Origin of the sequence: Pseudomonas sp. M47T1, from assembly GCF_000263855.1 — a bacterium.
Taxonomy (GTDB): domain Bacteria; phylum Pseudomonadota; class Gammaproteobacteria; order Pseudomonadales; family Pseudomonadaceae; genus Aquipseudomonas.
In genome coordinates this window covers 18371-42746 of the sequence record NZ_AJWX01000019.1, presented here as the reverse complement: position 1 = coordinate 42746, position 24376 = coordinate 18371, and the positions used below count along the sequence as shown (strand labels likewise).

Here is a 24376-nt window from a genome sequence, read left to right as displayed (position 1 = left end):
TTGGCTATAAACCTCTACCTGCATGTCCCCCCCCTTACAAACCCCACACACTCTCGACATTCCCCCGATAGATTCTTTACAAGCCGGCGGTTTGTAACCGGCATACAACAGGGGAGCACACCCAATGACATCTATAAGTGGCGTAAGCAGTAGTAGTTATTCCAGCTATACCAGCTCCAGCAGTTCAAGCAGCGCCGCACAGCTGAAGAAGTTCCAGGAAGAGCTGTTCGCCAGCCTCGACACCGACGGCAACGGCGAAGTCAGCAGCGATGAGCTGAACACGGCGATTTCCAACAGTTCGAGCAGTGGCACCACCAACGACGGCGGTATCCTGGTCAGCCTGAGCAAGAATTTCAGCAGCCTGGACAGCGACTCCGACGACGGCCTGACCCTGGACGAGATGGCGGCCATGCAGCCACCGGCACCGCCCGTGCAGGACAGCGGTGAGCCGAGCACCGACGCCGTTGACGACCTGATGAGCGCCATCGACAGCGACGGCAGCGGTTCTATCAGCAGTGATGAACTGAGCTCCGCGCTGACCAGCGCCGGCGACACCACCGATGACAGCAGCCAGTTGTTCTCGGCGCTGGACACCGATGGCGACGGTACCGTCAGCAAAGACGAACTGGCGGCCGCCATGCAGCCACCACCGCCACCGCCGCCTGCCAGCGTGTCCAGCGATGACCTGTTCAGCGCCCTGGACAGCGACGATGATGGCAGCATCAGCGAGACTGAACTGAGCAGCGCCCTGAGCGCCAGCAGCTCGTCTTCCGACAGCTCGTCCAGCACCACCAGCACCGATTCGTCCAGCAGTACGTCGTCGAGCAGCCTGGCCAGCCAGGTGTTCAGCGACCTGGACACCAACAAGGATGGCACCGTCAGTGCGCAAGAGCTGGCCGCCGCCCTGCAGTCGTCGGGTGATCAGGACAGCACATCCAACAACGCCAAGAGCGATACCGCCGCGGCGTTGAACAAGATGATCGCCGCCCTGACCCAGCAGTACAGCACCGACACGGCACAAACCGTGGGCAGTCAGCTCAGCGTAGCTGCCTGACCTTTACGCCGATGGGCAGCCGCAAGGCTGCCCGTCTCAGGGCTTGTGCACCGCGTGGGCGCTACGCGTCCAGTCCAGCAGCAGGCTGTAGCCGATGGCCAGCAAGGTCGGGCCGATGAACAAGCCGATGAAGCCGAACGCCAGCAGCCCGCCGAACACCCCCAGCAACACGATCACCAGCGGCAAATCACCGCCGCGACTGATCAGGTAAGGCTTGAGCACGTTGTCTACGCCACTGATGATGAACGTGCCCCAGATGCCCAGAAACACCGCCATGCCGTACTCGCCCTTCCATACCAGCCAGGCCGTCGCCGGTATCCAGGCCAGCGGCGGCCCCATGGGGATCAGGCTGAGCAGGAAGGTGACGATGCCCAGTACCAGCGCCCCGGGAATGCCGGCAATCAGAAAGCCCACCAACGCCAGCACTGCCTGCGCCGCCGCGGTGCCGATCACGCCATTGACCACCCGCTGCACCGTGCCAGCCACCAGCGCCAGGTAATACTCGCCACGCTCGCCCACCAGGCGTTCGAGTAACCGCAACACAAATGCCGACAGCCGTGGCCCGTCGCGGTAGAAGAAAAACACGAACACCAGGCTCAGGGTCAGTTCCAGGATGCCACTGCCGATTTGCGCGCTGCGCGCCAACAGCCAATTGCCCACCTGCCCCAGGTACGGCTTGATGCTGACCATCAATGCCGCACCCTGCTGGTCCAGGGTGTCCCACCAAGTGGCCAGGCGCGGCCCCACCAGAGGCAACGTGGCCAGCCAGTCGGGCGCGGCAGGCAGGCCGTCGACCCGAACATCCCGGACGAAATTGACCGCATCACGGATGTGGTCGGCCAAATTGAAGCCCAGCCACACCAGCGGCAGGATCACCAGCAGAATCCAGCCCAAGGTGAGAATGCTCGCCGCCAGGGTTTCGTGCCCGCCAAGCCAACGGGTCAGCAAGCGCATCAGCGGCCAGCTGGCGTAGGCCAGGATCGCACCCCACAGCAAGGCCGAGATGAACGGCGCCAGCACCCACAGGCAGGCGCTTAGCAACACCAGCAGGATGATCTGCACCAGCAGGCGATCATTATTGAGCATCACAGCAGGTGCTACTCCTCAGCGAATCAGATCGATGTGCAAGCCAGCCTTGGCCGGGTTGCCCAGTTCCAGCCGGGCAGCGCGCACGCCCTGGGCCACCAGCGCCTGTCGCCAGGGTTCGGCCGCAGGGCCGGCCAGGGTCACGCGCAAGGTGCTGTCCTGGTTCAGGCTGCGAGCCAGCAGCGCCACCCAGTCGGCCGGCGGCGGCGTCACGCCCAGGTCAGGGTAGTCCAGCCGGCCAGTGCCGCGCAGCTCGCGCAACAGCGTGGCCGGGGTTGGCAATACCGTGCCCAACGGGCTTTCGGCAACCAGTTGCTCCACATGCAGATAAGGTTTGCGGCCATTACGGTTGATGCCATACAGGGCCACCAATGTATCCACCCCGGAGTCGGCATGGCGCAGCAGGATCATGCCCTGCTGCTCGTCCGCGCCCACCAGCTTGGCGTTGGCGAAAATCTGATTGGCCCACAGGCTGGACTCGCCGCACTCCTGGCCCTGGCACCAGAACAGCACCTGGCCGCCCTTGTCCTGCAGGCTCTGGCGAGCACCGTTGAGCGCATCCATGGCCGAGGCGCCCACGGCCAATTCATAAGTGACGGAACTGAGCTGGCCGCGCGCACTGACCTGGCCGTCCATGCGGATCTGGTTGCTGATCTTGCGCACCGCACCCAATGGGTAGGTGCGTTCGGCCTGCATCGCAGGGCGAGGGTCGATGGCCTGGGCATCGGCCGGCCGCGGGATATCGGCAAACTCGGCGGCCATGGCGGCACTGCCAAGCACACTGGCGAGAACCAGGATGAAAAGGCGCGGCACGCGCAGCCCTGCCCTCATCGAAAGGCCGCTGCGGCGATGGTGTAGAGGTGGTTCATGGTCGTCTCCCTTGGCAACCCGGCTCCCTGTTGAGCCCGCCCAGCCTCGACACTTGCCCGGCTCAAGTCAAGGCGCGGCGAAGAAGCGATTGAAACAGCTTGCTACAAGGGCCGCTCCGGCCTCGTTATTCAAATGCAGATGATGGCCGCCTGGCAGGCGCTCGTGGCTAAAGGGTAGCTGGGAAAGCAGTCCCGTGTGCTTGGCCAGCATGCCCTCTTCGGCCACCACCAGGTGCGCCGGGCAGGCAATGCGCTGGACAAAGGAAAACGCCTGTTCTTCGCTCATGCGCAGGGGCGTGGGCAAAGTCAGGCGGCTATCACTGCGCCAGCTGTAGCCACCGGGCACCGGCATCAGCCCTCGCTGGGCCAGCAGCTCGGCGGCTTCGCGGCTTACCGCCACCATGCCTTTCATCCGCGCCTCCACGCCGCGCTCGAAATCGGGGTACACCGACTTGCGCTTGCTCGGCAGGGCCAACTGCTCCTGCAGCGCCTGACCGAAACGCTCAGCGGTGCTTGGCGCCGATGACCCGGGGGGCACCACCGCATCGATCAACGCCAGGCGCTCGATGCGCTCGGGCACGGAACCGGCCAGCACTACAGAAACAATTGCGCCCAACGAATGCCCCAGCAGCGAAAAGCGCTCCCAGCCCAGCTGCTGCGCCACTTGCAACACGTCGTGGGCATAGTCGTAGAGCGCGTAGTTGCTGCCCATGGGGCGGTGCTGGGACAGGCCATGACCGGCCATGTCCAGCGCCACGATGCGCAAGCCTTCCAGCCGTGGCGCCAGGCGCACAAAGCTGTTGGCGTTGTCCAGCCAGCCATGCAGGGCAATCACCGGGCGGCCATCGGCAGGGCCGAACACGTGGGCCGCCAACTCGATGTGCGGCAAGCTCAGGCGAATTTCTTCAACACCGGCGCTCATGCGCAGGCCTCGTGCTGCCCATGCTGCCAGCGCGCGAAAATACTCTTGAGCAAATCCGCCGTGGCCGTTGGCTGCTCCAGCGGGAACATATGCCCGCCGGGCACGCGGTGGGTTTCGCCGTGCCGCAGGCTGCGCACGTTACGCGCATGGTGGGGCAACACCACGCGGCTGTGCTCGCCATGCACCAGCGCCAGCGGCACTTGCAGGCGGCGGGTACTGGCCGGGCGCACATGGGGCACACTGCGGTAGATGCCAATTTCCGTGGCCGCATTGAAGCGCAGCCGCACACCTTGGGCGTCCGCGCACAGCCCATGCTCCAGGTACGCTTCGAAACAGTCAGGGTCGAAATCGCGAAACAGCGCCTTGCGGGAGAAGTACGACCGCGCCGCGTCCCGATCGGCAAACACCTCGCGCCGCCCCAGAGTGCGCCCAGCCGGTGTCAGGCGGTCGATGAAGCCGAAACGCTTGGCTGCGCGAATCATCCATTGATCGGTGCGGGTAAGCGCGGGCGAATCAAGCATCACCACCCCCCGGTACAACTCGGGCCGCTTCAAGGCCGCGTACAGGTGCAGCAGGCCACCAAACGAGTGGCCAACGCCCCACACGGGCTCGGCTTGCTGCTCAAGGTGGTGAACCAACTCGGCAATCAGCGCCGGCCAATTATCCGACACCGGAAAGCGCGGGTCATGAGCATGCAATGGCAAATGGGTAACGTGGAAATCAGGCGCCAGGTGGGCGAATAGTTTGCCGTAGGTGCCGGACGGAAAACCGTTGGCGTGGGCGAAGAAGATCGGTTGCGACATGGAGGGCGGCTCGTGGGCGAATCCTGAGGAGGATTGTCCGCAAGCTGGGCGGCGGGGGCAATGCGGGGAATGGTCATAAAGCAGGGTATTCAGGCCATTGATTGTCGCCTATGCCCTGAAGCGTGTAGCCGCTGCCGTAAGGCAGCGCTGGGCCCGGCCCACATTGAAGATCTCCAGAGTACACCTGGGCCAGTGCAGCCTTCGGCAGCGGCTATAGAATTTCGTGTAGCCATGCCGAAGGCTGCGTCTGGAAAGCCAAGGGGGAAATCAAGCGCGGCTGATCAACCGGTCAAAGGACAGTTTGCCCGCGCCTTCCAGCAAGGTCGCGATGGTGCCGGCCAGCAGGGCCAGGGCGAATTCGTAGCCGTTGTTGGCCATGAACAGACCGTTGTGGATATGCACGCTGAGGATCGCCACCACCAGGGTCACGATCAGCACCAGCGAGGCGGGGCGTACCAGCAGGCCGAGAACCAGGGCCAAGCCGCCGAAGAACTCGCCGCTACCGGCCAACAGGGCCATCCAATAGCCAGGGTGGATGCCGATGCTTTCCATCCACTGGCCAGTGCCTTCCAGGCCGTAGCCACCGAACAGGCCGAAGAGCTTCTGGCTGCCGTGGGCGAGGAAGATGATACCGACCAGAACGCGCAATACGGTGAAGCCCAGGCCGGCGTTGGTGGTGAAGAGGCGTTTGATCGAAGCGTTCATGGCGTGTTCCTTGAGAAGGTGTGTAAGGAGTTGATGGACGCCATATTAATCAATCTATCAAATAATAAAATCGCAATTAAACGACAAAAATGATCTATTATTTCGATATATTTTCCACTGGCATTGCCTACCCCCCCCCGGAACTGCCGTCAGGCTACGAAAAGGTCCGCAGGACCTTCAGCGATGTCATGTCGAACGCGGGCCCGCTGCGCACGCCTTCGCAGCCTGAGGGCAGCCTACGAGGGGGAGCGCGATGAAGGGTGGGGCGGGGAAAATCAACGGTTGAAGGCGATGCGCCGGCCTTTCATGGCGCCTGGGTCCAGGCTCTCGCGCTCGCGGTCGTAGGCCAGGTAGTACTTGTTCACACTGTTGACGTAGCTCACCGGCCCCATGCCCACCTGCTCCATGGCCACCCGCTCGACCTGGAAGAACCACTGGTTGGGGTTCAAGCCGCGCCGGCGTGCTTCGGCGCGCATGGCCTGAACCCGCTCGGGGCCCAGGTTGTAGGCCGCCAGCACGAAGGCCATGCGCTCACGGTCGTTGAGCTGAGGGCTGGCGAAAAATTTCTTGCGGATCATGGCCAGGTAACGGGCGGCCGCCTGGACGTTATTGTCCACCTGCTGAATGTTGCCCACGCCCACCCGTTGCGCAGCCGATGCCGTAATCTGCAACAGCCCGGTGGCACCGCCGCTGCCGCGCACCGACGGGTCCAACTGCGACTCCTTGAAGGCCAGGGCCGCCAGGTTCAGCCAGTCCATGCCCTGCTCCCGAGCATAGCGCTGCAGTACGGGGCGCAGTTTTTCCAGACGCTGGCGGTCACTGTGGGCCAGGGGGTTGTGCACCTGATACAGGCGCCGATACACACGCATGAACGCTGCGTCCTGATCGGACGGCACGCGGTAGGTCTTGAGAAAGCGATCAATGCTGGCTTGCAGCATCGAGGCGTCGGTGCGCACATACCAGGCCTGCTGTTCGGGCACGCTGACCTGCACGCCGGGCTGAATCATCAACTTGGGCATCACCTTGGCCCAGCGTTGGGCAATGGGCCGCTCGACAATGGTCATGGGGAAAATCCCGGCCTGCACCATTTCCAGCACGTCTTCCACCGCCAGGCTGGGGTCGGCCCACTCCACCTGGATCGGCGCCAGCTTGCGCAGCGCCAGTTTCTGGTTGATGGCGTGTAGGGCGTCACCGGCGGCGCTGCCTGCCGGCAGGGTCACGGTCTTGCCCGCCAGTTGCTCTACCCGGCTGTAACGACGCTCGCCCTTGGCACCCACCAGCACCAACGGCACGTCGTCGAGCACCGGGTCGCTGGCGCTGACCTGTTGCGTGTCGGGCAGATCAACCAGCTCCCCAGGCGCCACCAGGTCGCCTTCGCCACGCTGCAGCGCACCGATGAGTTGGTCCTTGGGCTTGGGGATAAGCTTGAGGTGGATGGCCTGGGCGTCGTCGACGTGGCCGTTCAGATACTGCTCGAAGGCACGCAAGCGGTGATATTCGACCCCGATGGGTTCGCCCTGCACTTCACCGGAGCTGTTGCGGCTCTGGTTTACCAGCACGCGAAGCACCCGGCTGTGGCGGATGTCGGCCAGATCGCGAACCTTGCTCGGCTGCACCACTTCCACCGGCCCGGCCAGGCGCGCAACCGCCGGCAACGGTGCCAGCAGCGCAAGCAACAACACGGTCAACAATGAGGGACGCGTCATCGGGTCTCCAGCCTGATTCAGGATCGACCTCAAGAGACCACGATAACGTCTTGAAGTTCTTGGCTTTAATGTTCTACTGCACGCTCTGTTATGCTGTCCGGCCTGCGGCCCGAGGTAGCACACCATGCAACTCATCGACATTGGCGTCAACCTGACCAACCCCAGTTTCGACGCAAAACACCAGCAAGTGCTGGAGCGCGCCTATGCCGCCGGCGTCAGCCAGCTGGTGCTCACCGGTACCGAAATTGCCTGCAGCGAGCAGTCATTAGCCCTTTGCGAACAATGGGATGAGAGCGCCACGCGGCTGTTCAGCACCGCCGGTATCCACCCCCATCACGCCAGCGACTGGAACGCCGATACCGAACGTCAGTTGCGTCATCTGCTGGCGCAGCCACGGGTACGTGCGGTGGGCGAATGCGGCCTGGACTTCAACCGCGATTTCTCGCCGCGCCCGCAACAGGAAAAAGTGCTGGAACAGCACCTGGCTCTGGCCGTGGAACTGCAACGCCCGGTGTTCCTGCACGAGCGCGACGCCAGCGTGCGCCTGCTGGAAATCCTCAAGGACTTCCGCGACCACCTGCCCGCCGCCGTGGTGCATTGCTTCACCGGCGAGCAGAAAGCGTTGTTCAGTTACCTGGACCTGGACCTGCACATCGGCATCACCGGCTGGATCTGTGACGAGCGCCGCGGCACGCACTTGCATCCACTGGTGGGCGATATCCCTCGTGGCCGCCTGATGCTGGAAAGCGATGCGCCATACCTGCTGCCGCGTACCCTGCGGCCCAAGCCGAAGAATGGCCGCAACGAACCGGCCTACCTGCCCGAAGTGCTCACGCAGGTGGCCCGACACCGCAACGAAAGCGCCGAGGACCTGGCGGCCCATAGCACGGCGTGCGCGCGGGCGTTCTTTGCTTTGCCGATGCCGGCTTGACCCATATCAACATTTGCGTAATGGTCTTCTGGGACAATGATGGCACCTTGCCCTAACTGCTCCGCGAATTCAGAGAAGACCTCCTACATGGGTACCTGGCTTAGCAACATCTCGCTCAAATACAAATTCTGGGCCGTCAATGCGGTCGCCTTTATTACCACCCTGTTGTTGGTGATGTACGCCATCCATCTGGAACAACAGGGCCGCGTGGCCGACCTGCAGGCGCTGTCACCCGGCGCGGCGGGCCCCGACTTCACGCAGGTGTTCAGCGAGCGCTTCGCGCAGTACGCCGGCGCCGTGCTGGTACTGATGCTGGCCATGCTCGGTGCTTCGCAATTGCTGATCCGCTTTCTGCTCAGCCAACTCAATACCCTCAAGGACGTGATCCTGCACGTGGAAAAAACCGGCGACCTGTCGGCGCGCGTGCCGATAGCCGGCGCCGACGAGGTGGGCCAGATGGCCGTGGCCTTCAACGCCATGCAAGCGGGCTACCAGCGCGTGGTGGCCACCGTGGCGCGCACCGCCGCGCAACTGGACGAAGGTGCCGCGCGCCTGGCCAGCAGCATGGGGCAGGTGCGCCACGGCATGCTCGGCCAGCAAAGCGAGACCGACCAGGCTGCCACCGCCATCAATGAAATGACCGCCACGGTGCACCACATCGCCCAACATGCCGGCGCCACCCGCGACCTCTCGCAAACCGCCGACACCCTGGCCGGTAGCGGCCAGCAGGTGGTGGACCGCGTGCAGGTGTCGATCGCCGGCCTGTCCAGCGGCGTGCAGCAGACCGCCGAGATGATCCAGCGCCTGGCCGAGGACAGCCAGAAGATCAACGGCGTGGTAGGCGTGATCCACAGCATTGCCGAACAGACCAACCTGCTGGCCCTGAACGCCGCCATCGAAGCGGCCCGCGCCGGGGAAATGGGCCGCGGCTTCGCCGTGGTGGCCGATGAGGTACGCAACCTGGCCAAGCGCGTGCAAACCTCCACCGATGAGATCACCGTGATGGTCACCGCCTTGCAGGCCGGCACCCGCGACGCCGTGGATTTCATGCAGGAAAGCTCGTTCAAGGCCGACGATTGCGTGCAGCAGGCCCGCGAGGCCGGCGCTGCCCTGGCGCAGATCACCGGGGCCGTGGCGCAGATGCGCGAAAGCAACACGCAAATCGCCGTGGCCGCCGAACAGCAAAGCCAAGTGGCCGAGGACATGAACCGCGCGGTGGTCAGTATCCGCGACGTGACCGAGAACACCGTGCAGCAAACCGTGGACTCGGCCACCACCAGCACCGACCTTGCCAGCTTGGCCACCGAGTTGAACAGGGCCATCGGGCAGTTGAAGCTGTAAAGAAAAGCCCTATCGCGCGCATAGGCAAGACTCATTCGCCGGGCCGCACGTCCGGCACTACGCTTACCTCACGCAGTAACGCATTACATCGAGGAGAGCGCCATGAGCAAGTACCTGCCCCACATCCCGAGTTTTCACTGGCAGAACAATGCCGACCACACCGGCGAGCTGATCGGCCTGCCGCTGATCGGGCTGGGTGGCATGCTGATTGTCTCGGGTGCGGTGGACGCCAGCTTCCTGCCGTTGGCCGTGGGCATCATCGGCGTGATCGCCGGGCTGGGCCTGCGCAAGGCCTGACCCTCATCTCAAGACGCCGCTTTTGGCAACTGGTACAGGACCTGTGCCGCTGCCGAAGGCTGCGCTGGCCTTTGAGTACAGCGAGGCGCAGGGCCAGCGCAGCCTCAGCCGAAGACTGTCACTGTCTGGCGGCTGATGGCAATCAACTTACCTTCGGCTGTATACAGCATCGCCGAGGTGTGGCCATAGCCATCCCGGGCATGTTCGATGGTGGCGCAGTAGCGGCACCAGTCCTGGGTGGTAAGGTTGGCCAGCGGCTGGACAAATTCGATGGTCCAGCTCAACGTGCTGCCCGCCGCCGGCTTGCTCAGGTGCGGCAGCACCGCCGGTGGCCAGGCATCCACCAGGGCCAGCAGGTGCGCCTCGCTGACCGGCTCGGCGCTCGGCTCATCGCGCAGCCGCACCCAGCCGCCCATCTGCCGGCCATGGCTGCCGGTGAACGGCAAGCCGCCGATGCCCCAGCGCAAATCCAGGTGGCGAATGTATTCCGGCGTCACGCCCTGGAGGTAGGGCAACGGCGTGCAGTCGGCCAGCGGCTTGGTTTCTACCGCCGGCAACGCGGGTACGTCAATGTAGGAGGGGCGCGGGGCGCCAAAGCTGGCCTGCATCAGGGTTACGGTGCCGCCTTCGGCAACCGCCCGGCCCAGCAACGTGACCACCGACTTGCCTTCGCGCAGCACCTCCACCTCGAAGCTGATGGGCGCGCCAAGGGGCGCCGGGGCCACAAAAGTAATCGCCAGCGAGCGCGCCGGCCGTTCCTTGCCAACCCTGGCCTGAATGGCTTCGAACAGTAGCGCTGCCATCAGGCCGCCATAGCCGGCGCGGCCCTGGGCCCATTCACCGGGCAAGGTCACGGCCTGTGGATGGGTGCGCACGGCGCTCAGCAGGTCGGCAAAATTCATGGCTACCTCGGGGTGGTTCTCAAATCAGCCATCTTAACCAGCCAGGCAGGCCAGATCAGGGCGTGTTTCGGCCAATTGATCGGCTTAGTGCTTCAGCGCATCCAGCAACTTGTCCAGCGCCCGATCACTGCGCTGCTCGCCCTTGACCAGGCCTGCCTGCCACTCATGCAGGCAAGGCAGCAAGTCGGGTTCCTTTTCCACCTGCAACAGCCATTGCCAGTTGTCATGCCAGTCGCCCAGGGTGCCCTGGGCCTGCTTCAACTGCTTGACCAGCGCCGTATCGGCCTTGTCCAGCGCCGGGTAAGCCTCGGCGCCGTAACGGGTGCGCTTGATCAGCAGGCGCAGGCGATGGCGATCATGGCCCGGCTCGCGCAAGGCATGCTCCAGTTGCCGCCACTGCTTGGCCAGGCGTTTTTCGATGCGCACGCGCAGGTTGCCGATCACTTTCTGGCGGTGGGCGGCCCGAGCGAAACGCGGGAAACCGTCCAGGATGCGTAACAGGCGCTGCAACTCGACACTGGCGGCTACCCTGGGGTAAACGCCTTGCATCTGCGCCTCACGGTGTGCGGCCAACGCCGGGTGACCACGCTTGAGCAAGTGCGCGGCCAATACTTCGCGGTCGCGGTAAGGCGTGGTCATTTGACCCACGTCGCGCGCTGCGTCTTCCAGCTGATCAACCCCAGGCAAACCGCGCAGTGGCCGGATCAGGCTACGCAGCCGGCGCACGGTGGTGCGCAGATCGTGCAGCGCTTCCGGGTCGGTGTGCGCTTGCAGCCGCGCCTGGCAGGCCATCAGCCGTACTTCGATGCCCAGCAAGTGGGCAATCACTTCATCGAGCATTTTCGACATTACAACGACTCCCGAACCGCCACGCGGCGCACGCCCTCAAGGCTTGCCCGCACCGCTTTGAATTGTTGGCGAAGCCCCTTCAGGTCAACCCGCTGGCCGCCATAGCGCTGGGCGATGAACGCCGCGCTGAAGGCTTCGATGGCAGCAGCCTGGCTGCCCAGTTGGCGCGTGGCGCGCTGGGCGAATGCCTGCACACCTTCGCCGGTGGCGCGTTCCAGGCCGTGGCGGGCCAACAGTTTCTCGAACGCCTGGTAAAGCTGCAACTGACTATCGGCCGTACGTGCCCAGGGCTTGAGCACCACGATCGCCAACACCAGCAATATCACCAGCAAGCCCACCGGCAATATGGACCCGGCCAGGCCTTTGAACCAGCGGTTGAGAATATTCACCTGCTGCGCCGCCTGGTAATCCAGCACCCAACGCTGCCAACCATAGTTGAGATTATCCCACCCCAGGCGCAGGTCGTTGAGCCAACTGAAGCGGCGCAGGCGCAAGGGCGAAAAGGGTGCATCGCCGAGGAACTCCTCGTCCGCCGCCAGGGCCTCTTCGGGCCCGGCGTCGATGCGCAGCGGTGATACTGCGGCCGTTGGGTCTACACTGCGCCAGCCCTGCCCCGCCTGCCAATATTCCACCCAGGCATGGGCGTCGAACTGGCGCAGGGTGAGGTAGTTGCCGCCCGGGTTCAGTTCACCGCCCTGGTAGCCCACCACCATGCGCGCCGGAATGCCGGCGGCACGTAGCAGGAAGGTCATGGCCCCGGCGTAGTGGGCGCAGAAACCACGGCGGCTGTCGAACAGAAAACTGTCGATGCTGTCGGCGCCCAATGCCGGCGGCTTGAGGGTGTAGTGATAGTCCTCAGTGCGAAAATGCTGCAGCACCGCCTTCACCAACGCATCGGGCTGCGGGTAGCGCGTTTGCAGGTCATGGGCCCACTGCCGGCTGCGGGGGTCGCCGCCCGGCGGCAGGCGCAGGTCCTGGCGGCGGATCGAGTCATTCAACTGCAGGTCGCGGATGGCCTGGGGCGAAGACGTCACTGCGTACAACACCGCTCGGTCCAGCGGCTGCGGGCGCACCAGGCGGTAGTCAGCCATCTGGCGTACACCGGGCAGGTCGGTACGCGCCACATCCAGCCCGTACAACCAGCGCTGCCCGGCAGGTTGTTGAATGATGTGGTAGCTCAGCTGCGCGCCGCTTGGTTGCCAGTTGGCCACGGGCAGCCCGCGAGCCAGCTCCGACTGGCTCCAGCGCGCGCCGTCGAAACGCTCCAGGGTAAACGCTCGCCAGTACAGGGACTGGCGCGGCGGCATCGGCCCGTCGAACGTGACCTGCATCACCAGTTGCGCCGAGCGCCCCAGTTCCGCCACATCACCGGGTGTCATGCTTTCCGACAGCCCGGTCTGCGCCTTGTTGCTGGGGATAGGCAACGACCACAGCGGTTCCATGCGCGGAAAGAACACGAAGAACAGCACCATCAACGGCAGCGCCTGGGCAATGATGCTCAGGGCCAGGCGCAGGGTGGCCGCCGGGCGCGCCACCAGCCGGGTTTGTTGCAGGCCGATCATGGCCGTGAGCAAGGCGCTCACCGGTAGCACGCTGTACAACGCCCAGGGCAGGCTGGCGTCGTACAGGTAGGCCACTACCACGCAGAAGAAGCCCAGGTAGATCAGCACGCGGGCGTCGCGCAGGGTGCGCATTTCCACCACCTTGAGCATGAAGGTGGCCACCAGTAGCGTGGCCGCCGCGTCCAGGCCAATCAACACGCCGCGGGACATGAACACCGCCGCGGCCGTAGCCACCACCATGCCGATCTTCAATATCAGGCCGGGAAAGGCTGCGCGCATGCGGAACACCTGCACCCGCCACACCGTACAGCCCAGCCACAGGCCGATCATCCATAACGGCACATGGGACCAGAACGGCACAATCACCAGGCACTGCGCAAGCAACAGCCAGGCCAGGCTGATGCGGGGAATGGCCGGTGCCTGGCTCATGCCGTCTGCCCGTAGAGCGCCAGCGCGCGCAGGCAGGCTTCGCGATGGCCCTCGCTGCAGTCCACCGGCAGGTACACGCCCGGCAGGCGCAAGGCGAACGGGCGTTGCTGGCGGGACAGCTCCAGCACCCAATGGCACAACCGTGACAGGCGCTGTTCCAGGTCGCCACCCAGGGCCATGAAGTCCAGGCAAAGGTCGCGGCCGCGCAGGTCGGCAAACTCCTTGACCAGCAATTGTGCGCCGCGCGAATACGCCTTCCAGTGCAAACGCCGCCAGGAATCCCCCGGCTGGTAGGCCTTGAGGCCTTGATAGTCGTCCACGCCCTGCCCGGCCACGCGCAAGCCTTCACCCTCGACATCGTCGTTGGCGTCGACCATCACCGGCATTTCGCCCTCCAGCGGCCGTGGGTACACCAGCACCCGCTGGCCCAGGTTGCAGTAGCTCCAGGCGCGTAACACGCCGAGGGGAAAGGTGCTTTGCAAGCGCATGCGCGGCGCTGGCAGCCAGCCGCGTGTGACCGTGGGCAGGTTGAGCTCCAGCTCCAGCGCGGTGCCGGCGGCCACGTCCACGCTTTGCAGGTCAGTGGCGGACCAGCCCACGGCAATGGCCTGGTGTTCACGCCCCAGGCTTTCCAGGCGCACCATGAAACGTGCGTGCTCGCCGGCGAATATCGCCGGCGTGCCCGCCGCGCTGATGCGCAAGCCGCTGAGGTTGCGAAAGGTGTGCAGGATCGCCACCACGAACACCGAACCCAGCAGGAACACCAGGGCGTAAGCCATGCTGTTCTGGTAGTTGATGGCCGCGAGCAAAATCAACAGCAGCACCACGCCAAAGGCCGCACCGCTGCGGTCGGGCATGATGAAGATCTGCCGCTGGCCCAACTGCACCTGCGCCGCCGGCGGTGCGCGGCGGTCCTGCCAGCGCCGCCAGCCCTGGCGCAGGCTGGCGTTCACAGCGCGGCCACCTCTTTGAGCAACCACTGCACCAGCGCGCCACCGCCCTGGCCGGTGGGGTCGGCGCGTTCGCGCAGGCGGTGGCTGACCACTGACGGCAATACCGCCTGCACGTCTTCGGGAATCACGTATTCGCGCCCCAGCAGCAACGCCCAGGCCCGCGCCGCGGCCAGCAGCGCCAGGCTGGCGCGCGGCGACAGCCCCCAGGCAAATTGCGGTTGAGTGCGGGTGGCTTCCACCAGGCGCAGCACGTAGTCCACCAGCGCATCGCTGACCCGCACCTCGCGGGCCTGCTGTTGCAGCATGGCCAGTTCTTCATGGTCGAGCACCGCCGCCATGCGCGGCAACAGTTCGCGCCGTGACTCGCCCAGCAACAGCGCCTTTTCCGCCGCCTTGGCAGGGTAGCCCAGGGACAAACGCATCAGGAACCGGTCCAGCTGCGACTCGGGCAAGGCAAAAGTGCCACCCTGGCTGGTAGGGTTTTGGGTGGCAATCACGAAGAACGGCTGCGGCAACGGCCGCGTGGCGCCCTCGATGGTCACCTGCCCTTCTTCCATGGCTTCAAGCAAAGCGCTCTGGCTTTTCGGCGTGGCGCGGTTGATTTCATCAGCCAGCACCAGCTCGGCGAAAATCGGCCCGGGGTGGAACACAAACTGGCCGCTGTCCTTGTCGAACACCGAGGTGCCGAGGATGTCGCTGGGCAGCAGGTCGGAGGTGAACTGGATGCGCTGGAAACGCAGGCCCATGACCTTGGCCAAGGTGTGGCTCAAGGTGGTTTTGCCCATGCCGGGCAAGTCCTCGATCAGCAAATGCCCCCCGGCAATCAGGCAAGTCAGCGCCAGGCGTACCTGATGCTGCTTGCCCAACAGCACTTCATTCACGGCTTCCAGGCAGGCGTTCAACTGGCTATGCATCATGCAACTCTCCCTGTGGAACGCTGTAGCGGTTGCCGCAGGCTACACCTCAACGGCCGGCGCGCGATTCCTTGATGTAGAAGCGCGCCTTCTCGGCCTTGTCGGTACAGCCTTGATAGGCTTCGAACTGCTGCTGGGTCTTGGCCCCGGTCAACAGCGACAGCGCCTTGGAATAACTCACGGTACCGGCAAAGCCCTCGGCCTTGGCCAGGTCCAACTCATGCCACGCGGCATCGAGCTCCGTGCCGCAACTTTCGCGATAGGCCGTCTTACCGGCACAACCTGTCAGAACCAATGCAATCAACGGCAGGCAGATCCAGGCTTTCATGGGGTGACACCTCAAGGAAAAAACAACGTTAAGTGCTGGCTCAGACGGCCAGCAGGGAAAAAAGTGCCATGAAAGTAGCGTAGCAGGGCCTTGGAGGCCAGTGCGGGTTGGTGTGGCGCGGTGATCTTTTCCGGAACTGGCGGCCTGCGCTGCTGCTAAAGGGGGCAGCGCAGCCTGGCGGCAGCGGTGAATCAGCCTTGGGGCGCAGAGGGAGGGCTCGCAGTGAGGCCCTGAATGGACGCATCAACCAACGCCGAACTCCATTCGCCCAACCTGACGGCCGCCCTGCGCAGGCGTGGGTCATCGGGGAAATCGCCCATGGCCAATTCTTCATGAATGGCGGTGGCACATTGCTTAGCCAAGGCGGCTTGCTCAAGGGCTTCGAGCTGGGGAAATGAGAGCTGCCACAAATCGCCGTCAAACGAAGGGTAGCAGGGGAGCGCGGGATGAACAGGACCTGTACCTGCACACGATTGAGCGGACACCCTCAGCCTGTGCCCTGCAACAGAAACGCAACCCCAGCAAAAAGATGAAACTCCTCCTCCCCACCCTTGTCCCGCCCCCACCCAATAGCGCATTGTGACCCCAGCATTCATCGCAACGACCCTGGGGGCTCAAGCATGAAGAAACGCGTTGCACTGGTTCTGGGCTCCGGCGGTGCCCGTGGCTATGCGCACATTGGCGTGATCGAGGAAATCGAACGCCGGGGGTATGAAATCGGCTGTGTGGCCGGCTGTTCCATGGGGGCGGTGGTGGGCGGCATCTATGCCGCGGGCAAGTTGGACGAGTACCGCAACTGGATCGAAAGCCTGGATTACCTCGACGTGCTGCGCCTGGTGGACGTGAGCTTTCGCCTGGGGGCCATTCGCGGCGAGAAGGTGTTCGGGCAGATCCGCAAGATCGTCGGCGAGCTGAACATCGAAGACCTGCGCATTCCCTACACGGCAGTGGCCACCGACCTCACCAACCAGCAGGAAATCTGGTTCCAGGAAGGCTGCCTGCACCAGGCCATGCGCGCCTCGGCGGCCATTCCCAGCCTGTTCACGCCGGTGGTGCAGGGCAACCGCATGCTGGTGGACGGCGGCCTGCTGAACCCGTTGCCGATTGTGCCGGTGGTGTCCAGCCACTGCGACCTGATCATCGCGGTGAACCTCAACTCCACCAACCAGAAGCAATACCAATTGCCCGTGATCGAGCGTCCGGCAGCGTTCAAGATGCGCTTCGATGCGCTGCTCAACTCCCTGGGCTCGCACTTGCCATTCCGGCGCAAGCAGGCCGAAGCCTTGCTGCAACTGGAACGCGAAACCCTGAAGCCTACGGCGGCCATCCTGCCCAACCCCTGGCTGGCGGACGCCGCGGCGCCCAGCGTGCAGCAACCGGCCGCCGCCCCGCAAGAGGATGGCGCGCCCAGCTCGGCCACCGGATCAGTGATTATCGACAACGTGGGGCCGGCGTCGCTGCTGGACCTGATCAACCAGAGTTTCGAGGTGATGCAGACCTCACTGGCCCAATACAAGATTGCCGGTTACCCGCCGGACATCCTCATCAACGTGCCCAAACGCGTGTGCCGCTTCTTCGAGTTCTACAAGGCCCCGGAGCTTATTGCATTGGGTCGATTGATTGCCCGCGACACGCTGGACAACTACGAACGCGAGAAACGCTGAGCGCGTGAAGCTCAGTGGCAGCCACTGTCTTGGGTAGGACCCGGCCCCACAATCAATTGTTGTTTCAAGCCAGCGCCGACAAAGATTTTGCTGTCAGCGTTAGGGGTGCAAGGCCCGGATAGATTAAAGTAATGCCCCCGGCCCGGGCGTTATTTCACTGTACCCGGTCACCTTCACCAGGAACCTTCATCGATGGAACATCGTGAAGCGCTGATCGCGCTGCGAACCTTTCTCTCCACCCAGATCCTCGGCCAGGAAAAACTGATCGACCGCCTGCTGATCGTGCTGCTCGCCGACGGCCATATGCTGGTCGAAGGGGCGCCGGGGCTGGCCAAGACCAAGGCCATCAAGGAACTGGCGGAAGGCGTGGAAGCACAGTTCCATCGCATTCAGTTCACCCCAGACCTACTGCCTGCCGACATCACCGGCACCGAGATCTACCGCCCGGAAACCGGCAGCTTCGTCTTCCAACAGGGGCCGATCTTCCACAACCTGGTACTGGCCGACGAAATCAATCGCGCCCCGGCCAAGGTGCAGTCGGCACTGCTGGAAGCCATGGCCGAACGCCAGGTCAGCGTGGGCCGCAGCACTTATGACCTGTCGCCGCTATTTCTGGTGATGGCCACGCAGAACCCCATCGAGCAGGAAGGCACCTACCCGCTGCCCGAAGCCCAGCTCGACCGTTTCCTGATGCACGTGAAGATCGGTTTCCCCGACGCCGCCGTAGAGCGCCGCATTCTCCAGCAGGCCCGTGGCGAGGCGCTCAATGGCGAGACCAAGCCCGAACGCCGGGTTAGCCAGCAGGCCATTTTTGCCGCGCGCAAGGAAATCCTCGGCCTGTACATGGCCGACGCCGTGGAGGAATACCTGGTGCAACTGGTAATGGCCACGCGCACGCCCAGCAAGTTCGACACCGAAATGGCCGAGTGGATCGCCTACGGCGCCAGCCCGCGCGGCTCCATTGCCCTGGACCGCTGTGCTCGGGCCCATGCCTGGCTGGCCGGGCGCGATTTCGTCAGCCCGGAAGACATCCAGGCCGTGCTGTTCGATGTGCTGCGCCACCGCATCATCCTGTCCTTCGAGGCAGAGGCCGCCGGCATTGACCAGGACCGGGTCATCCAGCGCATTCTCGACGTCGTCGCCGTCGCTTGACCCTCATGTCGACCCCCGTGCAGCCTGCGCCCGGCATTCGCATCAGCCTCGCCGAAATGATCGAGATGCGTCACCGCGTGCGCGAAGTGCAGCTGTTCTCCACCCCGGGCCAGCGCAGCCCGCTGATCGGCCTGCACCATTCCAAGCTGCGTGGCCGCGGCGTGGACTTCGACCAAGTGCGCGTGTACCAGGCCGGCGACGACGTGCGCAGCATCGACTGGCGGGTAACGGCGCGCACCCAGGAACCACACACCAAGCTGTTCCATGAAGAGCGCGAACGGCCCATTTACATCCTGGTGGAACAGAGCCAGCGCCTGTTTTTCGGTTCCGGGCTGATGTTCAAGTCGGTGCTGGCGGCCCACGCCGCAGCGTTGATAGGCTGGGCGGCGCTGGGCCACAACGACCGCATCGGCGGCCTGGTGTATGGCGGTGGCGAGTTCTACGAGGTCAAGCCGCGGCGCAGCAAGCAAAGCTTGCTGCAACTGCTCAACCGCCTGGTAAGGGTCAACCAGTCACTGCACACCGACACCCCCCACGACGACGAAGCCCTGAGCATGGCCCTGCGCCGCGCCCGCGAAGTGCTGCGCCCCGGCAGCCTGGCCTTTATCATTTGCGATGAACGAGCCTTGAGCACCGCCGCCGAGCAGCAGTTGAGCCTGCTGTCGCGGCACTGCGACCTGTTGCTGTTGCCCCTGTCCGACCCGCTGGACCACGCCTTGCCAGCGGCGGGCCTGCTGCGTTTCGGCCAGCGCGGCGCGCAGCTGGAACTGGACACCCTGAACCCCGAACTGCGTAAGGCCTACCGCGCCCAGGCCGAGGCACGCATTGCCCGCTGGGAGCGCCTGGCACAGAAGCTGCGGGTGCTGATGATGCCACTCAGCACCCAGAGTGAAATGATTGAACAATTGCGCGCCTACCTGAACCCGCACAAACCGGGCAAAAGCCAATGAGTGGCCTGGACGAACTGCAACCACTGATCACCCCGCCCGCCGTGAGCCTGTGGCCGCCGGCACCTGGTTGGTGGCTGGTGCTGGCCCTGCTGCCGGTGCTGGCCTTCGGGTTGTGGCGCCTGCGCCGCTACCTGCCCCGGCGCAAAGCCATGGCGCCCGTGGAGCAACCGCTGGACCCGGTGCGCCAGGAAGCGCTGGCCGAACTGGCACGCCTGCCCAAACCCTACGACGGCGCGCCCGCCGGTGCCTGGCTGCAGCAGATCAACGCGTTGCTCAAGCGCCTGTGCCGCAACCATTACCCCAACGCCCACAGCCATACCCTCAACGGCCGGCAATGGCTGGCGTTCCTCGACAACCGCTGCCCGGCCGCCGGCCTGACCCGCTGGATGATCCTGGTGGAAGGTGGCTACAAGCCCGAATGCAAACTCGACGACAAGGCCATCATCGGCCTCAACCAGTCGGTCGAGACCTGGATCCGCAAACATGTTTGAGTTCGCCTGGCCGTGGGTCTTCCTGCTGGCGCCCCTGCCCTGGCTGATGCGCATCCTGCTGCCAGCGGCCGACAGCGGCGAGCCGGCACTCAAGGTCACCTTCCTCGACGAACTCGAAGGCCTGGCCGGGCGGCGAGCGCGCATGAGCCTGCCCACCTGGCGGCAACAGGCCCCGTTCATTCTGCTGTGGTTGCTGCTGCTGGCCGCCGCCGCCCGCCCGCAATGGCTGGGGCAACCGCTGCCAATCGCCGCCAGCGGCCGCGACCTGCTGGTGGCGGTGGACGTGTCCGGGTCCATGGACTACCCCGACATGCACTGGGAAGGCGACGACGTCAGCCGCCTGACCCTGGTCAAGCGGCTGCTGGGTGACTTCCTGGAAAACCGCAAGGGCGACCGTGTGGGCCTGATCCTGTTCGGCAGCCAGGCCTACTTGCAGGCCCCGCTCACCTTCGACCGCCACACCGTGCGCACCTGGCTGGACGAGGCGCGCATCGGCATCGCCGGCAAGAACACCGCCATCGGCGATGCCATTGGCCTGGGCCTCAAGCGCCTGCGTCTGCGCCCGGCACAAAGCCGGGTGCTCATACTGGTGACCGACGGCGCCAACAACGGCGGCGAGATCCATCCCCTGACCGCGGCGAAACTGGCGGCCGAGGAGCACGTGAAAATCTACACCATCGGCATCGGCGCCGACCCGTCCGAGGACGGCGCGCTGGGCATGGTGGGGATCAACGCCAGCATGGACCTGGACGAAGCCAGCCTGACCGAGATCGCCCGCCTGACCGGCGGCCGCTATTTCCGCGCCCGCGACGGCGACGAACTGAAAACCATCGGCGCCACCCTCGACCGGCTGGAACCGGTGACCCAGCAGCCTACCCAGGCCCGACCTACCCAGGCGCTGTACAGCTGGCCACTGGCAGCAGCGGTGCTGATGAGCCTGTTGCTGGTGGTGCGCGAACAATGGCCCGACGCCGCCTGGCAGCGCCTGTTTCAGCGCCGCCACTTCCTGCCGCCCACCAGCGACTGGCGTGAACGGCTCAAGCGCCTGCGCTTGCGGAGGCGTCGATGAACGAACTGTGGCCCCACTGGTTCCGCCCCGCCTGGCTGTTGCTGCTGCCGCTGCTGAGCTGGCTGCTGTGGAAACTCTGGCACCGGGAAAAACGCCTGGGGCGCTGGCAATTGCTGTTGCCCCACGCGTTCCACGCCACCTTGCTCAGCGGCGCACACCGGCGTGGCAACAAAACCCCTTGGCTGGCGCTGGGGCTGGCATGGCTGCTGGCAACCCTGGCCCTGCTGGGCCCTAGTTGGCAGCGGGTGGAGCAGACCAGCCAGAAGCCTGCCGACCCGCTGGTGGTGATGCTTGAACTGACCCCGGACATGCTCGCCCCGGACGTGGCGCCCAACCGCCTGGAACAGGCCAAGCGCAAGTTGCTGGACCTGTTACAGGCGCGCCGCGATGCGCAGACGGCAATCATCGTCTACGCCGGCTCCGCCCACGTACTGGTGCCGCTGTCCGATGACCTGGCCACCAGCCGCAACCTGCTGGACGCGGTGACACCCGGGATCATGCCGCAAAGCGGCCACCGTGCCGACCTGGCGGTGGAAAAAGCCCTGACCCTGCTGCACCAGGCCGGCCTGGGCCAGGGCCGTCTGTTGCTGATCGGCTCCTCGCTCAGCGACGCCGAACGCGACGGCATCATTCAACGCCTGGGCCGCGACGCCCCGCGCCTGCTGATGCTGGGCATCGGCACCCGCGACGGCGCGCCGGTGCGTGACGAGCATGGCGAATACATCAAGGACGCCCAAGGCGCGATCCTGCTGCCGCGCCTGGACAGTATCGGCCTCAAGACCTTTGCCGGTGAGGTGGGCGGCCTTTTCCGCCAGGCCCATCTGGAAGACGACGACCTGGGCGAACTGGGCCTGCTGGACGGGCCGCTGAGCCTGCAAAGCACCGGGCAGACCGTGCAACTGGACAGCTGGGCCGACCAGGGTTACTGGCTGCTGTTGCCCCTGTTGCTGCTGGCCGCCTGCGCCGGGCGGCGGGGCTGGCTGTTCTGCCTGCCGTTGCTGTTGTGCCTGCCCCAGCACAGCTTCGCCGGTGGCTGGGACGACCTGTGGCTGCGCCCCGACCAGCAAGGCCAGCGCCTGCTGCAACAGGACCGCCCGGCCGAAGCCGCCCAGCATTTCCAGGACGCGCAATGGCAGGGCATTGCCCTGTACCGGGCCGGTGACTATGCCGGGGCAGCCCAGCACTTTGCCGAAGGCAACGAGGCCCAGGATCATTACAACCGCGGCAACGCCCTGGCCATGAGCGGCGAGCTGGAAGCGGCATTGGACGCCTACGACCAGGCACTGGAACGCCAGGCCGACCTGGGCCCGGCGCTGCGCAACAAGGCGCTGGTGGAACAATGGCTCAACCAGCAGCGGCGCCAGGCCCAGGCTGCCGCCGATGCCGCCGCCGAGGCGGCGCGCAAGGCCGCCGAGAACAACACCAGCAACGCCAGCGCGCCTGCGCAGAACGCCCAGTCGGACGCCGTGGCGCAACACGCCCAGCAAATCGACAATCCGCCGCCGGCCACCCCGCCCGAGGCGCAGAACAACGCCAGCAACACCCCGGCCACCGGCGACAATGACAGCACCAGCGCCACCCCTCAGGCGCCCGACGCTCAAGCGCCGATTTTCGCGCCAGCACCGCCCCCCGACGGCGACCTCAGCGACGAGCAGCGCCAGGCCCTGGAACAATGGCTGCGGCAGATTCCCGACAACCCGTCGGAACTGCTGCGGCGCAAATTCTGGTATGAACAGCAACAGCATCAGGAAAAGACCCGATGAGTCGCGCAAGCGTCCTGCCCCTCACCCTGCTGGTGGCCCTGCTGGCCACTCAGGCCCACGCCGCCGCTCTCACCGCCAGCGTCGACCGCGCGCGTCTTGCCGTGGGCGAAACCCTGGTATTGACCCTGGAAACCAGCGACGTGACGCAGTTCGGCAAGCCCGACCTCAGCGCCCTGGATGCCGCCTTCGAGGTGCGCGACACGCGCCAGGTCAATCAGCTACGCACCCTGGGTGCCGACAGCCAGGCCACCACCCGCTGGCTGATTACCCTGGCACCGCGCCAGGCGGGCACGGTGGTCATCCCGGCGCTGCAGATCGGTGACCTGCACAGCGACGCCATCAGTCTGCAAGTGCAGGCCAGCCAGGCACCCGACGCCAACACCGAAGCGCCGGTGTCCATCGAGGCCAGCCTCGACAGCACCAGCGTCTACGTGCAGGCCCAGGCCTTGCTGACCGTGCGCGTGTACCACTCGGTGGCGCTGTACGACGACAGCAACCTCACACCGCTGCAAATCGCCGACGCCCGCATCGAGCCGGTGGGCGAGACGCGCACCTACGAAAAGCTCATCAACGGCATCCGCCATGGCGTTATCGAAAGCCGCTACGCCATCTACCCGCAGCACAGCGGCAGCCTGCAGGTACCAGCCCTGACCTTCAGCGCCACCGAAGTGGAACCTGCGGCCGGCCAGGACGCCAACACCCCGCACCCGGGCAAGATGGTGCACGTGGCCACCGCCGTGCTGGACCTGACCGTCAAGCCCAAGCCGGCCACCTACCCCGCCGACGCGCCCTGGTTGCCGGCACGCAGCCTAAACCTGAGCGAAAGCTGGAACCCCGAGCCCGACCACTTGCAGGTGGGCGACTCGCTGACCCGCACCTTGACCGTGAAAGCCGAGGGCCTGTCCGCCGCGCAACTGCCACCATTGCCCGGCACCGACAACATTGCCCTGCGTCGCTACCCCGACGAGCCGCAGTTGAGCAACCAGGTCAACGAGCGCGGCCTGGTGGGCAGCCGTGATGAACGCGAAGCGCTGGTGCCGGCCCGCGAGGGCGCCATCGAAGTGCCCAGCATCGACGTGACCTGGTGGAACACCCAGGAAGACCACCTGGACCACACCAGCCTGCCTGCCCGTACCCTGCAAGTGGCGCAGAACCCCACCCTGACCGTCGATACTCCAGCCACCGGCAGCAGCGACGCGCCGCCGGTGTGGCCATGGCAACTGAGCACCTTGGTGCTGGCGCTGACCACACTGACCGGATTCGTGTTGTGGTGGCGAGCCCGCTCGCAACCGGCGGTGGCCCGCGCCGCGCAGACCGGCCCCAGCCCGCGCACGCTGCTCGACGACCTCAAGCGCGCCTGCCTGGCCAACGACCCGCAGGCCACTCGCCAGGCCCTGGATGCCTGGGCACGGCAACAGCCCGAAACCTTGGCCGACATGGCCGCCCGCTTCGTGCCGCTGTCCGATGCCCTGGACGGCCTCAACGGTGCGCTGTACAGCGAAACCGGCCAGCACTGGCAAGGCGAGCAGCTGTGGCGCGCCATCGGCACCATACCTGCCAGCGAAGCGGTGCACGCCCCGGTCGGCGACAATGGCGCCCTGCCGCCGCTCTATCCAAAATAGTCTGGCCCACTTTC

23 protein-coding genes are annotated in these 24376 nt (G+C 65.2%); 11 read left to right on the top strand and 12 right to left on the bottom strand.

Annotation, left to right across the window (positions count from 1 at the left end; translation table 11 throughout):
- The first annotated feature begins 124 nt into the window (after positions 1-124).
- Positions 125-1054 (top strand): XopAW family type III secretion system calcium-binding effector, encoded by a 930-nt coding sequence (gene xopAW / locus PMM47T1_RS19190; protein ID WP_008371966.1) that lies wholly within the window; start codon positions 125-127, stop codon positions 1052-1054.
- Between the two features lie 36 nt (positions 1055-1090).
- On the opposite strand, the gene PMM47T1_RS19185 is transcribed toward xopAW, so the two are convergent.
- The 6 genes from PMM47T1_RS19185 to PMM47T1_RS19160 form a co-directional block, all read right to left on the bottom strand.
- Positions 1091-2140: an AI-2E family transporter gene (locus tag PMM47T1_RS19185; protein WP_008371964.1), complete on the bottom strand. Its 1050-nt coding sequence runs from the start codon at positions 2138-2140 to the stop codon at positions 1091-1093.
- An 18-nt stretch (positions 2141-2158) separates the two neighbouring features.
- Positions 2159-2959 (bottom strand): DUF4892 domain-containing protein, encoded by an 801-nt coding sequence (locus PMM47T1_RS19180; protein ID WP_443216102.1) that lies wholly within the window; start codon positions 2957-2959, stop codon positions 2159-2161.
- A 117-nt stretch (positions 2960-3076) separates the two neighbouring features.
- On the bottom strand, positions 3077-3931 hold the full coding sequence (locus tag PMM47T1_RS19175) for an alpha/beta hydrolase (RefSeq protein ID WP_008371959.1): 855 nt from the start codon (positions 3929-3931) through the stop codon (positions 3077-3079).
- Positions 3928-4734 (bottom strand): alpha/beta fold hydrolase, encoded by an 807-nt coding sequence (locus PMM47T1_RS19170; RefSeq protein WP_008371957.1) that lies wholly within the window; start codon positions 4732-4734, stop codon positions 3928-3930. Before PMM47T1_RS19170 ends, PMM47T1_RS19175 begins: the two co-directional genes overlap by 4 nt.
- A 267-nt stretch (positions 4735-5001) precedes the next feature.
- The gene (locus PMM47T1_RS19165) at positions 5002-5439 is read right to left on the bottom strand and encodes a DoxX family protein (RefSeq protein WP_008371955.1); all 438 of its coding nucleotides are present in this window, start codon (positions 5437-5439) and stop codon (positions 5002-5004) included.
- Between the two features lie 275 nt (positions 5440-5714).
- Positions 5715-7145: a transglycosylase SLT domain-containing protein gene (locus PMM47T1_RS19160; protein ID WP_008371952.1), complete on the bottom strand. Its 1431-nt coding sequence runs from the start codon at positions 7143-7145 to the stop codon at positions 5715-5717.
- Positions 7146-7269: 124 nt separating this feature from the next.
- Between PMM47T1_RS19160 and PMM47T1_RS19155 the strand changes: the two genes are divergently transcribed.
- From PMM47T1_RS19155 to PMM47T1_RS19145, 3 genes are all read left to right on the top strand, one after another.
- On the top strand, positions 7270-8076 hold the full coding sequence (locus tag PMM47T1_RS19155; protein WP_008371950.1) for a TatD family hydrolase: 807 nt from the start codon (positions 7270-7272) through the stop codon (positions 8074-8076).
- An 87-nt stretch (positions 8077-8163) separates the two neighbouring features.
- Positions 8164-9417: a methyl-accepting chemotaxis protein gene (locus tag PMM47T1_RS19150; protein WP_008371947.1), complete on the top strand. Its 1254-nt coding sequence runs from the start codon at positions 8164-8166 to the stop codon at positions 9415-9417.
- A 102-nt stretch (positions 9418-9519) separates the two neighbouring features.
- Positions 9520-9714, top strand: coding sequence for a hypothetical protein (locus tag PMM47T1_RS19145; RefSeq protein ID WP_008371945.1), 195 nt, complete (start codon positions 9520-9522; stop codon positions 9712-9714).
- A 104-nt stretch (positions 9715-9818) separates the two neighbouring features.
- Here PMM47T1_RS19145 and PMM47T1_RS19140 read toward each other — a convergent pair whose 3' ends face one another.
- The 6 genes from PMM47T1_RS19140 to PMM47T1_RS19115 all read right to left on the bottom strand — a co-directional run bounded on the left by PMM47T1_RS19140 (position 9819) and on the right by PMM47T1_RS19115 (position 15651).
- A complete protein-coding gene (locus PMM47T1_RS19140) occupies positions 9819-10616 on the bottom strand; it encodes an acyl-CoA thioesterase (protein WP_008371943.1) in 798 nt (265 codons plus the stop codon).
- An 84-nt stretch (positions 10617-10700) separates the two neighbouring features.
- Entirely contained in the window at positions 10701-11465 is a 765-nt protein-coding gene (locus PMM47T1_RS19135) for a CHAD domain-containing protein (protein WP_008371942.1), read from the bottom strand.
- Entirely contained in the window at positions 11465-13456 is a 1992-nt protein-coding gene (locus tag PMM47T1_RS19130) for a transglutaminase TgpA family protein (RefSeq protein WP_008371939.1), read from the bottom strand. Before PMM47T1_RS19130 ends, PMM47T1_RS19135 begins: the two co-directional genes overlap by 1 nt.
- Positions 13453-14436 (bottom strand): DUF58 domain-containing protein, encoded by a 984-nt coding sequence (locus tag PMM47T1_RS19125; protein WP_177323393.1) that lies wholly within the window; start codon positions 14434-14436, stop codon positions 13453-13455. Before PMM47T1_RS19125 ends, PMM47T1_RS19130 begins: the two co-directional genes overlap by 4 nt.
- A complete protein-coding gene (locus PMM47T1_RS19120; protein ID WP_008371935.1) occupies positions 14406-15323 on the bottom strand; it encodes an AAA family ATPase in 918 nt (305 codons plus the stop codon). The genes PMM47T1_RS19125 and PMM47T1_RS19120 overlap by 31 nt, the downstream gene beginning before the upstream one ends.
- Positions 15324-15372: 49 nt before the next feature.
- Positions 15373-15651 carry a hypothetical protein gene (locus PMM47T1_RS19115; RefSeq protein WP_008371933.1) on the bottom strand — a complete coding sequence of 93 codons (279 nt, stop codon included), beginning with the start codon at positions 15649-15651 and terminating at the stop codon, positions 15373-15375.
- A gap of 620 nt (positions 15652-16271) precedes the next feature.
- Here PMM47T1_RS19115 and PMM47T1_RS19105 point away from each other — a divergent pair.
- From PMM47T1_RS19105 to PMM47T1_RS19075, 7 genes are all read left to right on the top strand, one after another.
- Positions 16272-17315 (top strand): patatin-like phospholipase family protein, encoded by a 1044-nt coding sequence (locus PMM47T1_RS19105; protein ID WP_008371929.1) that lies wholly within the window; start codon positions 16272-16274, stop codon positions 17313-17315.
- Positions 17316-17507: 192 nt separating this feature from the next.
- A complete protein-coding gene (locus PMM47T1_RS19100; protein ID WP_008371927.1) occupies positions 17508-18467 on the top strand; it encodes an AAA family ATPase in 960 nt (319 codons plus the stop codon).
- 5 nt (positions 18468-18472) lie between these two features.
- Complete coding sequence (locus tag PMM47T1_RS19095) at positions 18473-19417, top strand: DUF58 domain-containing protein (RefSeq protein WP_008371925.1); 945 nt, start codon at positions 18473-18475, stop codon at positions 19415-19417.
- Positions 19414-19908 (top strand): DUF4381 domain-containing protein, encoded by a 495-nt coding sequence (locus PMM47T1_RS19090; RefSeq protein ID WP_008371923.1) that lies wholly within the window; start codon positions 19414-19416, stop codon positions 19906-19908. Before PMM47T1_RS19095 ends, PMM47T1_RS19090 begins: the two co-directional genes overlap by 4 nt.
- On the top strand, positions 19901-20977 hold the full coding sequence (locus PMM47T1_RS19085) for a vWA domain-containing protein (protein WP_008371921.1): 1077 nt from the start codon (positions 19901-19903) through the stop codon (positions 20975-20977). The genes PMM47T1_RS19090 and PMM47T1_RS19085 overlap by 8 nt, the downstream gene beginning before the upstream one ends.
- Complete coding sequence (locus PMM47T1_RS19080) at positions 20974-22740, top strand: VWA domain-containing protein (protein WP_008371918.1); 1767 nt, start codon at positions 20974-20976, stop codon at positions 22738-22740. Before PMM47T1_RS19085 ends, PMM47T1_RS19080 begins: the two co-directional genes overlap by 4 nt.
- Positions 22737-24362 (top strand): BatD family protein, encoded by a 1626-nt coding sequence (locus tag PMM47T1_RS19075; RefSeq protein ID WP_008371916.1) that lies wholly within the window; start codon positions 22737-22739, stop codon positions 24360-24362. Before PMM47T1_RS19080 ends, PMM47T1_RS19075 begins: the two co-directional genes overlap by 4 nt.
- Positions 24363-24376 lie beyond the last annotated feature (14 nt).